This window comes from Paraglaciecola algarum (genome assembly GCF_021532655.1).
Lineage (GTDB): Bacteria > Pseudomonadota > Gammaproteobacteria > Enterobacterales > Alteromonadaceae > Paraglaciecola > Paraglaciecola algarum.
Map to the genome: position 1 here is coordinate 62545 of NZ_JAKGAS010000008.1, position 13670 is coordinate 76214.

General features: G+C 38.7%; 16 protein-coding genes. 5 read left to right on the forward strand and 11 right to left on the reverse strand.

What is annotated here, in order from left to right:
* Positions 1-5 precede the first annotated feature (5 nt).
* The 6 genes from sspA to rplM all read right to left on the reverse strand — a co-directional run bounded on the left by sspA (position 6) and on the right by rplM (position 4596).
* Positions 6-638, reverse strand: a complete 633-nt coding sequence (sspA, locus tag L0668_RS14665) for a stringent starvation protein SspA (protein WP_235313462.1) — start codon at positions 636-638, stop codon at positions 6-8.
* A gap of 190 nt (positions 639-828) precedes the next feature.
* A complete protein-coding gene (locus L0668_RS14670) occupies positions 829-1563 on the reverse strand; it encodes a cytochrome c1 (RefSeq protein ID WP_235313463.1) in 735 nt (244 codons plus the stop codon).
* Positions 1560-2828 carry a cytochrome b gene (locus L0668_RS14675; protein WP_235313464.1) on the reverse strand — a complete coding sequence of 423 codons (1269 nt, stop codon included), beginning with the start codon at positions 2826-2828 and terminating at the stop codon, positions 1560-1562. The genes L0668_RS14670 and L0668_RS14675 overlap by 4 nt, the downstream gene beginning before the upstream one ends.
* Position 2829: 1 nt before the next feature.
* Complete coding sequence (gene petA / locus L0668_RS14680) at positions 2830-3462, reverse strand: ubiquinol-cytochrome c reductase iron-sulfur subunit (protein WP_235313650.1); 633 nt, start codon at positions 3460-3462, stop codon at positions 2830-2832.
* Positions 3463-3762: 300 nt separating this feature from the next.
* Complete coding sequence (rpsI, locus tag L0668_RS14685) at positions 3763-4155, reverse strand: 30S ribosomal protein S9 (protein WP_235313465.1); 393 nt, start codon at positions 4153-4155, stop codon at positions 3763-3765.
* A 12-nt stretch (positions 4156-4167) separates the two neighbouring features.
* The gene (gene rplM, locus L0668_RS14690; protein WP_235313466.1) at positions 4168-4596 is read right to left on the reverse strand and encodes a 50S ribosomal protein L13; all 429 of its coding nucleotides are present in this window, start codon (positions 4594-4596) and stop codon (positions 4168-4170) included.
* Positions 4597-4853: 257 nt separating this feature from the next.
* Here rplM and L0668_RS14695 point away from each other — a divergent pair, with 257 nt between their 5' ends.
* Together L0668_RS14695 and L0668_RS14700 are read left to right on the forward strand one after the other, a co-directional pair.
* Positions 4854-5108, forward strand: a complete 255-nt coding sequence (locus L0668_RS14695; RefSeq protein ID WP_235313467.1) for a hypothetical protein — start codon at positions 4854-4856, stop codon at positions 5106-5108.
* A gap of 497 nt (positions 5109-5605) precedes the next feature.
* Positions 5606-6271 (forward strand): DUF2971 domain-containing protein, encoded by a 666-nt coding sequence (locus L0668_RS14700; RefSeq protein WP_235313468.1) that lies wholly within the window; start codon positions 5606-5608, stop codon positions 6269-6271.
* A 1032-nt stretch (positions 6272-7303) separates the two neighbouring features.
* Here the strand turns inward: L0668_RS14700 and L0668_RS14705 are convergent.
* Positions 7304-7897 carry a hypothetical protein gene (locus L0668_RS14705; RefSeq protein WP_235313469.1) on the reverse strand — a complete coding sequence of 198 codons (594 nt, stop codon included), beginning with the start codon at positions 7895-7897 and terminating at the stop codon, positions 7304-7306.
* 9 nt (positions 7898-7906) lie between these two features.
* On the reverse strand, positions 7907-8203 hold the full coding sequence (locus L0668_RS14710; protein WP_235313470.1) for a hypothetical protein: 297 nt from the start codon (positions 8201-8203) through the stop codon (positions 7907-7909).
* Positions 8204-8290: 87 nt separating this feature from the next.
* Between L0668_RS14710 and L0668_RS14715 the strand changes: the two genes are divergently transcribed.
* On the forward strand, positions 8291-8521 hold the full coding sequence (locus L0668_RS14715) for a hypothetical protein (RefSeq protein WP_235313471.1): 231 nt from the start codon (positions 8291-8293) through the stop codon (positions 8519-8521).
* A 242-nt stretch (positions 8522-8763) separates the two neighbouring features.
* On the opposite strand, the gene L0668_RS14720 is transcribed toward L0668_RS14715, so the two are convergent.
* The 3 genes from L0668_RS14720 to yejK all read right to left on the reverse strand — a co-directional run bounded on the left by L0668_RS14720 (position 8764) and on the right by yejK (position 11592).
* Positions 8764-9567 carry a M23 family metallopeptidase gene (locus L0668_RS14720; protein WP_235313472.1) on the reverse strand — a complete coding sequence of 268 codons (804 nt, stop codon included), beginning with the start codon at positions 9565-9567 and terminating at the stop codon, positions 8764-8766.
* Positions 9560-10435, reverse strand: coding sequence for a 6-carboxytetrahydropterin synthase (locus tag L0668_RS14725; protein WP_235313473.1), 876 nt, complete (start codon positions 10433-10435; stop codon positions 9560-9562). The genes L0668_RS14720 and L0668_RS14725 overlap by 8 nt, the downstream gene beginning before the upstream one ends.
* Positions 10436-10515: 80 nt before the next feature.
* Positions 10516-11592, reverse strand: coding sequence for a nucleoid-associated protein YejK (yejK, locus tag L0668_RS14730; protein WP_235313474.1), 1077 nt, complete (start codon positions 11590-11592; stop codon positions 10516-10518).
* Positions 11593-11710: 118 nt separating this feature from the next.
* On the opposite strand from yejK, the gene L0668_RS14735 reads away from it, so the two are divergent.
* Positions 11711-11929, forward strand: coding sequence for a YejL family protein (locus L0668_RS14735; protein ID WP_235313475.1), 219 nt, complete (start codon positions 11711-11713; stop codon positions 11927-11929).
* A gap of 24 nt (positions 11930-11953) precedes the next feature.
* The gene (locus L0668_RS14740) at positions 11954-13507 is read left to right on the forward strand and encodes a DUF3413 domain-containing protein (RefSeq protein ID WP_235313476.1); all 1554 of its coding nucleotides are present in this window, start codon (positions 11954-11956) and stop codon (positions 13505-13507) included.
* Positions 13508-13670 lie beyond the last annotated feature (163 nt).

Genomic DNA, 13670 nt, shown 5'->3' on the forward strand with positions numbered 1-13670 from the left:
AACTCTTATAGAGGGTTGTGAATTTCACGTTCTTGGTCAGTTAAAGAAGCTTTAAATGAAGCACGATCAAAAATACGCTTCATATAAGTACGCACATCTTTACTACCATTACCCGTAAGCTCAATACCTAAAGCTGGTAAACGCCATAATAACGGGGCTAAGTAACAATCCACTAAACTAAACTCTTCACTCATAAAGAAAGGAGTTTCGGCAAAAAGCGGCGCTAAACTTAATAATGCTTCGCGCAATTCATTACGGGCAGTATCTACATTACCTTCACCATTTAGGATTTGTTCTGCCAACACATACCAATCATTCTGAATACGGTGCATTGTTAGGCGGCTTTGACCACGAGACACTGGATATACTGGCATCAAAGGTGGATGAGGAAAACGCTCATCTAAATATTCCATGATGATATGCGAGTTATATAGAACCAGCTCTCTATCAACTAATGTAGGAACCGTTCCATAAGGATTAAGATCTAATAGATCTTCCGGTAGGTTAGTAGGATCAGTATAACTAATTTCTACACCAACACCTTTTTCAGCTAGCACTATACGTGCTTGGTGACTGTATATGTCTACGGTATCTGAAAATAACGTCATGATTGAACGTTTATTTGCGGCTACAGCCATTTAAATATCTCCTAAATTTTACATTTTGCGCTTAACTCTAAAAAGCCAGTGCACTATTAATCTATTACAAACGAGCGTCAATTAACGCTTTTTCTTCATAATAGAAAACGAAGGGGCCACTATCGGATGATAGCGCCCCTTCAAAATTTTCGCGGATTATACACTAAATTAAACCAAAGGTTTTGTTGATTTAATGTACATCTCGCCAATATTCTTTTTTCAATAAATAAATCAACACTAGCAGAACCAGTAAAAATAACATGACATAACGCCCGATGTTTTCTGACTCTAACCGTGAAGGTTCACCTACATACACTAAATAATTAACTAAATCTAATACAGCAGTGTCATATTCAGCAGCGCTTAGTTCACCACTTCCGTCCGCTTTGATACCGACGTAGCGTTCAACCATTTCACCGTCAACCATAGTCTGCTCTGTGGTCTTACGAGGAACACCTTGTAATTCTTGAAGAACGTGTGGCATACCTACTTCAGGAAATACTTCATTGTTCACACCAAATGGACGACTTTCGTCAACATAGAAAGCACGTAAATATGTATATATCCAATCTGCACCACGTACTCTGGCCACCAAGGTTAAGTCTGGTGGCGGCGCACCAAACCACTTTGCTGCTGACTCAGCAGGCATAGCATTTTTAATATGCTCGCCTGGTTTCTCACCAGTGAACTGCAAATATTCTTGACCTAATTCAACAGGAATACCCAAATCAGAAAAAGTACGTTGATAACGCTGATACTGAGTTTGGTGACAACCTAAGCAATAGTTCATGTATAACTTAGCGCCATTTTGCAAAGATGCTTTGTCAGTCAAGTCATATTCAGCTTTATCAAGATGGGCGCCACCTCCAGCGGCTATAGCGCCCATAGGTAGCAGCATGGCTAAAACAAAAATTAACTTCTTCATTCTGTAATCCTCGCTGGTACTGGCTTACAGGTCTCATTTTTGCTGTAGATATATAACAATGCAAAGAAACCAAAATACATAATAGTGGCAATTTGAGATGCGGTAATTTTCCAATTTTCCTGAGGTGTACCACCTAAGTAACCTAAGAAAATAAATACCACAGCAAAAATTAACAAGTTCCATCTGTGCAATCCACAGCGGTAGCGCCACGACTTAACCTTTCCTCTGTCTATCCAAGGTAATAAGGCTAAAGCAATAATTGCAGCAAACATGGCTATTACACCACCTAGTTTATGAGGTACAGCTTTCAAAATTGCGTAGAAAGGCGTGAAATACCAAACAGGAAAGATATGCTCAGGAGTTTTCAACGGGTTAGCAATTTCAAAGTTAGGGTGTTCTAAGAAATACCCACCCATTTCAGGGTTAAAGAACATGATGTAACAGAAAGCCAACAAGAAGAAAGCAAAGCCTACTAAATCTTTCAACACTATATGTGGGAAGAAAGGCACTATATCATCAACAATATCGTATTTGCTTGTGTAATATTCGTGGATTTTAAAGTTAGTTTTTTCGTCTTCTTTTAACGAACCTTTTTTACGTTTAACGTCTGTTCCGTCCGGGTTATTTGAACCCACTTCGTGCAACGCAACTATGTGTAAGAACACCAAAATAACGATAACTAACGGTAGAGCAATGACGTGTAAGGCAAAGAATCTATTTAAGGTAGCACCAGAAATAACGTAGTCACCTTGGATCCAGATAACTAGGTCAGGACCAATTACCGGAATAGCACTAAACAGAGATACAATTACTTGTGCCCCCCAGTAAGACATTTGTCCCCATGGCAATACATATCCCATAAAGGCTTCAGCCATAAGCGCAAGATAAATAAACATACCGAACAACCAAAGTAACTCCCTTGGTTTTTGATATGAGCCATAAATCATGCCGCGGAACATATGTAGATATACCACAATGAAAAACGCTGATGCGCCAGTACTATGCATGTAACGCAGTAACCAACCATATTCCACATCACGCATAATATATTCAACAGAAGCAAACGCACCTTCAGCAGATGGGGTATAACTCATAGTTAACCAAACACCAGTGACAATTTGGTTGACTAATACTATGGTGGCTAAAAAGCCAAACATGTACCAAAAGTTCATGTTGCGAGGAGCTGGGTATTGAATAGCGTGCATATTGGCCACACGCATTATAGGTAGACGATATTCCACCCAATCCATTAAATTTTTCCACATGTTATGCTGCCCCCTCTTCCGAACCAATCAAAATGGTATTGTCGTCGATAAACATATATGGCGGTACCACTAAGTTTAATGGAGCAGGCACGTTGTCAAATACTCGACCAGCCATATCAAATTTAGAACCATGACAAGGACAAAAGAAGCCTTCAGGTACACCTTCAACGTACTCTTCAAATGCACCATCTTTTAAATGTTGTGGTGAACACCCCAAGTGAGTACAAATACCCACTAATACCAAATATTCTTCTTTTAAAGATCTGTGAGTATTCTTGGCAAATTCAGGCTGTTGTTCTTCATCAGAATTAGGATCTTTAAGCTGACCTTCTAAGCCAGCTAAAGTAGCGATAAGTTCAGGGGTTCTGCGAGCGATCCACACAGGTTTACTTCGCCAAATAACCCGAATTAATTGGCCTGGTTCAATTTTGCTAATGTCTGCTTCAACATCTGCACCTGCTGCTTTTGCCTTAATGCTGGGATTCCAAGATGCAATAAAAGGCACTGCTGCACCTACTACACCTACACCGCCAACCACAGAAGTCGCCACAGTTAAAAATCTGCGCCTTGTATTATTTTCTGGTTGGTTTTCAGCTTCAGACGAATCATGCGCATCTAAAGATACATTGCTCATCCACATTTCTCCGAGGGTTGGATTTACTTTTACTTTCAGTGTTTGCAGCATAAAAATGATACAAAGTGGCTGAAAAAGTTATGGTTCTGTTATTAACAGAAAATGATAAAAGAAAACCCACAAGAAAGACAAGGAAATATCCAATAAAATGAAGAATAACTGGGACTTATAGCTATTTATGGCAATTAAATTACTGAATACAGAACTTTGACTAAAAAAAAGCCAATAAAAAACCCAGCATAAGCTGGGTTTTTGTAATATTTGGTTTGTGCACTTTTTTGTAAAAGTGCCGTCGAACAATTAACGTTTTGAGAATTGAGGACGTTTACGTGCTTTATGAAGACCAACCTTCTTACGCTCAACTTTACGTGCATCACGAGTAACAAAGCCCGCTTTACGTAATGCTGGACGAAGAGTTTCGTCAAATTCCATCAATGCACGAGTAATGCCGTGACGGATTGCACCAGCTTGACCACTAATACCACCACCAGCAACTGTGATGTATAAGTCAAACTTTTCAGTCATTTCAACTAGTTCTAAAGGTTGACGCACGATCATACGTGCAGTCTCACGACCAAAGAACTCATCAAGAGGACGTTTGTTAACTACTATGTTGCCACTACCTGCACGAAGAAAAACACGTGCGGTAGAACTTTTGCGTCGGCCTGTGCCGTAATATTGATTATCTGCCATGTGTAATGCTCCTTACAGGTCTAAAACTTGAGGTTGTTGAGCAGCATGCATATGCTCAGCACCAGCGTAGACTTTCAATTTGCGGAACATATCGCGTCCAAGTGGACCTTTAGGCAACATACCTTTAACCGCTTTTTCAATGATCATCTCTGGTTTGTGGGCTTGTAACTTCTCGAAAGTAGTATCTTTAAGGCCACCTGGATAACCAGTGTGAGAATAGTAAATTTTGCCTTTGGCTTTGTTGCCAGTAACAGTTACTTTCTCTGCGTTGATCACAACTATGTAGTCACCAGTGTCTACATGAGGTGTATATTCTGGCTTATGCTTACCGCGTAAACGGCTAGCGATCTCAGTCGCTATACGACCAAGAGTTTTGTCTGCGGCGTCAACCACATACCATTCACGTTTTACCGTTTCTGGCTTTGCAACAAAAGTTTTCATTTTAAATTACCCGAAAAATATAATAATCGTTACTCTAGTTTCTACTTAATTAACCACTTTAAAAGTATTTAATTAATCTGCAAGAAACCGCTAAAAATCAATACTTTGACCCCTTCGAGTCGTATGATTCATCCGCTTTCCCAAAGCGGGGGCAACTGGGCAGGGCGCGAATTATACAGAAGTTAGCTTAAAACGCGAGAGGAAATTTTGAACAAATTAAGGTTTTTTGAAGCATTATTTGTTAAAAGATTAAAAGTATGCGCTTCGCTTGGGTTATGGCTGCGCCACTTTATGAGCTTAGCTCACAAGGCATGTACTTCGTACACAAAGAGCATTCACTTCGTTCACCGCAATCCATTGCGATATGGCTGCGCCACTTATTCGCTGCGCTCACCGTCATCCTGACGTTTTTCAAACAGCGTCCCTGCTTTTCGATTTACTTTTTACCAACAGCAGCAAAAAGTAAACAAAAAGTGCCGCCCACCAGCAAGTTTTCTTCTTCAAATGACTGATATTCATAAGGCCGCTTGGAAATGTTCCCGACATTGCCAAGCTTAATTGACGTCCTGTCAATTATCCTGATGAATATTGGCGTCATTTGAGAAACCTTGAATGTGGGAAATGGTCATCAACCGTGAGTTAGTAATATGCCTAGGCTTTAAGACCTACAGTTTTCTCGGAAATTTGCAATACCTTAACAATTGCCAATCGAAAGTTCAGCTGGCAAGATGAGTAGTAACTAGCATTACGCCGAAATTAAGCTTTAGAAATGAGTCCTATATATCGATTTGTTACGTTAACAGAATTATTCACCATTTTGTTTGAGAAGAAATTAAAGTTTACTCAGTCAAAACTTATGGAAGATGCGAATGAAGGTTTAGGCCTCGCAATGAGTTCGCAATAAGCACTAGATGCTTGGACATTAGAGCAATCATCAGCATTAGAAAAACACCATCAAGTGATAAAAGAATTGGTCTACTTATCATGTTGGACAAAAGAACCTGATCTTATGGCGATGTGGTTGTTGTACTCGAAAAACAAAGACTGCATTAGAATCAAAACGACCAAGGAAAAGTTGGTAAAAGCCGCTGAACAGTTTGGTAAACGAAACCACTGGAGCAAGCATGTAAAGTCTCCTGAAAAAACTCCTATCTTATTAAGCAGACCTCTGGTTGACGATGTAAAATATGTATCTTTTGAAGAAATCTCTGAAAAAATTAAAAAAAAATACAAAGAGATCAATGAGAATATTTTATCTGGTAAATGCACTAAGGAACTTGACGCTAAATCTGTTATACCGATTCGTGAAGCCTCTTTCTTAAAAAACAAAGCATATTTTCATGAACAAGAATTAAGGGCTTCTTTCATTCTTCGTTTCAAAAATAACTATCCGTATGAAAAATGGAAAAGTGAAATAGAAACAGAAAGTACGATAGATCATATGTTGGGCGGGATCTTTGTATCTGAACATAATACAAACGATTTCCCGAATATATTTAAAATAGAAATACCTGATGATTTTATAGATTCAATTTGTTTCGACCCAAGATTACCCTTATACATCAAAGAGGATATGTTAATCATTATACAGAGTGTTTGGCCAGATGTAATTGTAGAGGAAAGCTATGTATTTGGTAACAAATTCAAAACGCATGACTTTTCATTACCAACTTGAATTACATCACTCATCTTAATTATCCAAGTAAACTAGACATTCTTGATAAAAAAGCACCATGATGTTTTTTGTTATACATACATTGCTCCAAAAAACACAATAATTAAAACGGCTACGATCTCTTTTACTCTTAATTGTTTACTTAAACAAACATAAACGGACAATTAGTCAACTTTCATTTGCTACAGCAAACAAATAACGCTAACGAATTACATGGACATCCACCTTAATTATCTTTGTCGGCAACGCCGATGCTTTTGATTTTCCCCGACTCTATGTTCGCCAATTATCGACTTACTTTTGTGGGTCAAGAGCCATGGATAGGCGATTGAGTGATGCGCTGCCGGGAGCAGCTCAGCACGACCTGCAAAAGTATGCTGATAATTGGAAGAAGAACACAAAAATTAACAAGACACCCTTGATAAAAAACACTTTCAATAAAACAAATTAAAACAACATATTACCTAGCTTTCACAAAATTAAAATGTCGGGTATTTACGAGGTTAGCAGAGTCATGCTTTGATTTTCCTCCACATTCAAAACTTCCCAATTAATTTATATTTACTTTTTACGGCTGTTGACTAATTTTTAAAGGATAAAAATAGAACAGCTTTAGCTGGCCCGCACTAGAAGTCGAATATCAAAAAATTAACAAGGCACCCTTGATAAAAATACTTTAGATAAAATTAATTAAAACAACATATTACCTAGCTTTCACAAAATTAAAATGTCGGGTAATTACGAGGTTAGCAGTGTCTTGCTTTGATTTTCCCCCACATTCAAAACTTCCCAATTAATTTATATTTACTTTTTACGGCTGTTGACTAATTTTTAAAGGATAAAAATAGAACAGCTTTAGCTGGCCCGCACTAGAAGTCGAATATCCGCCACATCCCATTTGCAGCCACTCCACACATTTGATGGTAACTTCGGCTTCACGTCCAAAGCGGACTAAATAACGTATGAACGGTAAAATTGGTGACAAATGATACGCTTCAGCGAACCTGCCCCTGCAGGTTAAACCAAGGTAGATTATGCGAAGGCGGCAGCTACGCCTTTAAGGTTGTTAATGATCTGAGTTTTAGGGTGGATAAATACATCATCATTGATTTTAAGTACAACCGCTTTAAGCACATCGGTAGTACTTTTAATACTCGTTTTGATTTTGATGTTATTAATCTCTTGAGATACTTGCCTACCTTTTAACGAAATACGCTTTTGAGCCTCTCCTTTTGCAAGATCGCTTTTAAGGTATTTTGTTAAACTTTTAACCGACGTCTTATCTTCTGATAAATTATGTAGGTAGTATTTAATCAAGGCATTGGAAAAATCGGTGCTACCACCTAGCTCCATGCTCGCTAAGTTAAGCATATCTACCATATGTGCTGGCACTCTGGTTTCAACTGCTTTCTTCTGTACATCCATTTGTTTTTTGATAGCTGGAGTTGACTGATGTGGGATCAGCACCACTTCATCACACTTATCGCAGACACCTGCTAATACCTTTTTAACGATTCCACTACCATCACTAAAAGGTACATTACGTAGTAAAAATGTGGCATCGGTAAGTGACTGACACGTCTCACAGACGGCCTTTTTTTTATCTCCTACTTTAAAAATATTCATAACTTCGCCTTAATGATGAACACTGATGAAAATACTATCAGGCTCAATAAAATACCATTTAATGTACCAGTTTTTCCCTCGATAATGCGTTTTAAGAATATGCACATCGATTGCAGATATTACATGATGTTTACTCAATTCGTACTCAGTCCCTTTTGCTCTGGCAATAATATCACTCACGTCATCTTCAGAAACTTGCCCAGTAACTAATAAATTTTTAACATCAATAGTTTGTCTTTGCTCATGCTGGATATTGCCAGATGCTAGACATGCCAGCACCTGACTTTTCACATTTTTAAATCCCATCACTCGGCCTCATTGTACGTATATTTACGTACATATCAAATATTATCATTTCTACTCCCTTAGACTCTGATGATTCATGGCTGATGAATGACAGTTATTGTAGACCTTACTCAATACTTTTTTGGCTGTTTGACCAAATATTTACTGGATAAATATGGAACAGCTTTAGCTGGCCCGCAGGGTGAAACATTAATTACATGGACACCCATCTTAATTATCTTTGTCGGCAACGCCGATGCTTTTGATTTCCCCCCCCACATTCAAAACTTCCCAAATAACGCCAAGATTAATTGGGGCAATTGGCAGGACGCCAATTGAGCTTAGCCTTGTCGGGAACAAATCTAAGCGACCTAATTAATATCAGTTATTTGGAGTAGAAGTTTTGTTGGTGGGCGGCCCTTTTTGTTTACTTTTTGCGGCTGTTGGTAAAAAGTAAATCGAGCAGCAAGGATGCTGCTTGAAAAAGGCATGGAAGCCGTGTGCGTAGCACATAAGTGAACGTAGTGAATCCTTAGTCGCATAGCGATGCTTTAAATTCATTGTGCGCAAAGCGCATGCTTTTAGCGTTTTGGCACAAGTAGTGCCGGGTCTAGTCTTTCGTTAAACCAATTAATTCGCCAATCTAGATGTGGCCCAGTCACACGGCCTGTTGCACCAATTTCGGCGACTAAGTCACCTTGTTTGACTTTTGTACCAGCCTTTGTGTGCCCTTTACTCAGGTGTATAAAAGTAGAAGTCACCCCAAAACCATGATCGATAATCATAGTGCCACCGGAATAATACATATCTGGCACCCATAAGGTCACTATACCATCAGCAGGTGCATGTACAGGCGTGCCGGTTGGTCCTGCTACATCGACACCAAAATGAGGCCTTTTAGGCACGCCGTTAAACACTCGGCGACTACCATATACCCCGCTTATCGGGCCTTCAGCAGGCCAAATAAAATCTTGGATGAAATCTAATCTGTCGTCACTATTATTGCGCGCTTTACCAATTTGTTGATTGTCTTTTTTAATTCTGGCTAACACTTCTTTAGGTGGACTGACATATTTGCTGGCCACACCTTCTATTTTTTGCTCAACATAAGTTCTTTGGGTTAAATTTAAGGTTTTGTTGTGTGTAACGCCTTGCTTATCAAGCCATCTAAGTTCTTGTGTGAGTTCGGCATCACGGCCAAAACCGAAGGCAAAATGGCCTTCATCAGAAATTTTGACTTCTTTACCATTTAACCAAATTTGGCTAGCGGCTGGCAATACGCCGCGTATTAGGCTGCCTTGAGTCATTTCACCTTTAAGTTGAATATCATTCGCAAACACATTCAAGCTAAAGCATAAAATACATATCAAAAAATACCTAAGCATGGGCAATCGCGCCTTTACCTACCCCTTCAAAAGCTAAGACCTTATATTCACTTTTTGCGTCTAAACGTTTTTGCTCTTCAACCATATACTGGGCTAAACACTCCACAGTGGTATCGGTTTGCATTAATTCTGATTCAGATTTTGGTATGGCTAATTCAAAACGGCCTTGGGATGCTTCATATGCAAATACAAAATGACTCTCAAAACCGACACCTTCTATACCAAGGTTGGTCGTGTCAGTCTCAACTATGTCTTCTTCAGTGCCAATGTAAATATCAGCCCAACGTTTAGCCCAATATTCCTGCCATTTAAGGCTAGGTTGTTGATTTTCAAACACTAACACTTTGGACCTGTGTCCATGGGCAATACGTTGGCAATTACCGTCATGTTTTTTCAAACCATGAGTGTAATGATAATATGGAGTGTTGATTACCTCAGCTCTTAGTATCAGTTCAATACCTTGTACATTTTCAGGTAGATGAGTGGCAATCACGTCTTTTAAATAGTCACTTACCGACGGCATAGTTACTTGTTCTGCATACACAAAAGCATAGGCTTCTGCAGGGCAATCTAAGTGGATCGACTTGCCATTAGGACGCATAAAATCGACTTTTACTCTGTCGTTTTTTTCATCTCTATGTATCAAACTGTAATCATGTTCAACCGCGACTAATAACTTATGGTCGATATATTCATCAATCAAATATTTAAGTTGCTTTTTAACTTTACCAAAATCCAACACCATGCTTTCTTCATTCAGGTCACCATTTAGGATCACATCGACAATCCAGCTTTCTCCTACCATACCCCGCTCAGGGCAAAGGTAAGAGAAGTCCATCACGGTTAAATCATTAACGAATAATTGCATAAAAAATTGTGTCTACTTTGTTAGGTAATAGTTTAAAACAAGCTAATTATATACTTATAGTGCCAGAAGTCAGTGAGATATTAGTTCTGCGACTTTAATAACTGATCTTTCAAATTAGGTGGTATACCACGGATCATCAAGGTATCTGAGCCTGCATCGTAACTCACTCTATCGCCTAATAATTTACGTTCAAAGCTCAAAGAAATCCCACCACCTTGGCCAGTAAATTTAGCTAACGTTTTTAATGCACTGCGATCTGCTTGAAATTGTTCTTCAACTGGCTGTTCGGCATTTTGGTTGAATTGTTCAAAACTCACATGATCGCTAGGTAATTTAGCGGCAAGTTCTTGAATTTGAATATCTTCACCCATTTCTAACTTTTCTTTGTAATAGTCAGATACTGTTTCACGGGCTTGATGCTTTTCTTGGGGGTCTAGTTGTTCTGCCGCTAAAAACTCATCAACAGTGGTAAGCAACTGTTTATTTTGCTGTTTAACATCAACCAACTCTTCGCAGCCAATAAAGTGCATAAAGAAATCAGATACTTTACGACCCATGCGGCCTTTAATAAAACTAATGTATCTTTGTTGCTCAGCACTTACCGCCAGTTGGGTTAAATCAATACGCACAGCCAACTGCATTTTGGCTAAATCGAGATGATCGCTGCTACTTAGTTCTAATTCACGGTTAATTTCTACATGTTGTTTAGTATTAATAATCGCAATCATCAAATAATCAGTGGCCAAAAACTGGTAATGGCTAAACACTACAAAACCTGTTTCTAAAGTGCCAGTGTCAATTAGCGACTTTTTAAGTAACTCACTGGCTTGAATACTAAATTCAACAAAATCATGCTCTTCACTTAGCATTTTTTCGAGCAAAGTTTTAAATTGTACATCATGGGGTTTAAGTACAGGTGATTCATCATCACTTTCACCCTCTGTATCTCGACTCACACTGACAATTTCGGCATTTGGCTCAACAAAGCAGCCCACACCTTTGCCTGGTTTAGTATTAAAAGCGTGATTGATTTGCTGAGCTAAATTTTCAATTTCAGGGCTAACCTCAAAACAACTAGCCCGTGGAACAAGCGTCAATTCTTCTTGTTGATTAACCGCTAGTTGATGTACAACAAAGTGATGGATTAAGGCACTCACATTATTTCCTTAACTAAATTCAATATAATTACTTGCTTAACGCGCTGTTTATTCGCATTTTACCCAGACCATTGTTACTATCGCGCTAATAGTTAGTAAAACTTTAGAGCTTAACGCCATGCCACAAAAATCCAAATATTCAGACAGTCAATTTGACGCCATCATGCACGACTTTATTGTCACTCTTGAAAAACACCAAGTAAACCGAGACTTATCTCTTATGGTACTAGGTAACTTAATCACTAATATTTTTCATCAACAAGTGAATGAAAACCAACGCGAACAAATGGCCGAACAGTTTACACAAGTGCTATTAAAAAGTATCAATGGAAAATAAAAAAATTAAAGGCTATTGCGCTCAATGATTTTAACTGAAACACCACGCAGAAAATTAGTGACTCAATTAGTTAATTGGGGACACTGGTTCGCATTACTCAATATTTTTATCGCGATTACCATAGCCGGAATTTATATTCTTAATTCTCCAGCCCCAGATACAGCCTTAGGTATGGTGTACCTATTGACTAACTGGGTCAGTCATATTGGCTTTTTAACCTTTTTTGGCTTTGTGATCTTGGTTTTGCCTCTGTGTTATTTATTACCAAACGCCAAAGCAGTTAAAATTACCAGTTCAGTCTTTGCAGCCTTAGGATTGGCTCTTTTGGGTTTTGATGCCTTGTTATATAACAAATATGGCGTACATCTTAGTCTTAACTCAGCAGAGTTGATTCGCCATGAAGCGCAAACCGTTATAGCCCAATTTGGTTGGCAACAATGGGGTTTTTTGGTGTTTTTATTTTTGGCTTGGTTATCGTTTCAGTTAGTTGTGGCAAACGTTTTATGGCAACGCATTAACAGACTACAAAAGCGTAAATTAGGATTACCCATTAGCAGTGTTTTTGTTGGCTTTTTTGTAGCAAGTCATACCTTACATGTGTGGGCCGACGCTAACCTATATCAGCCCATAGTGCAGCAAGACAATATGTTTCCGTTGTCATATCCAGCTACAGCTAAAACCTTAATGGCCCGTTATAGTTTGTTAGATATAGAAAACTATCAGCAACGTAAATCCTTGCAATTTAATCACAAGGTTAAAGGCATTACCTACCCAGCAGAGCCGGTTTATTGTGCAGTTAACAAAACTGAAAAGGTATTAATACTAACTGTAACTGACGGCAAGTTAGCAGACTCAATTAGTGGGCTTACCAGTCAATCGAGTCATTTTGCATTTCATTCCACCCAAGCTGACGGTGAAAACACTATTTTATATGGTTTGCCTGAGTTATATCATCAGGCTTTACAAGCGCATCTACCAATATTAATCAGCTTGCCAGACTCAATGGGATTAACCATATCTTTGTATGCACCACAAAATAGCCAAACTCAGTTACAAAGATTTATGACTGGATGGCAACAGTTCAATCAATCCATCCAAAATACGAGTGACAACTTAGCTATCGGCTTTATTCAAGCCCAGCAACTAAGTGACGTGTTAACCCCTAAGGTTTTGGCTGAATATAAAGTGTTAGTCACTGATTTAAATACTCAGGAAGATTTAGGCAGTACTTTATTAACTAATTTTAAGACCAATAAAAGCATGTCTAGCCAAGAAGACATAGCACCTACCGCACTTAATTTATTAGGCTGCCAAGCCAAAGCCAATAGTTACAGTACAGGCACTAGCCTAATCGCAACCGATAGCCCTAAGTATTTGGTAAGTACCCAAGGCAATAAAGTACTTTTATTGGATAAAAATCATAAAATTGAAGTGATGAATAATGGCAATGTAGAGATATTTGACTTAAGTACCAATCAAGAAGTGTTTAGCCCGATAGACACCAACCTGCTTAGTCAAGGTATTAAACACTTAAGTCGTTTCTCCAATAAGCGTTCTTACACTCTGCCCTCCAATTAAGACCAATCCCCTTAAATATCAGTAATGAGCGGCAATCCAGTCGCTCGTATTGCTTACAAGATAAACTCGTTACATAAACTCAGTTGATAAACTCACTGTCACGGCCTGCCTAAAACATACAGAAATTTAACACTTTCTCTTGACACCTTGTGCCAACTAAAAT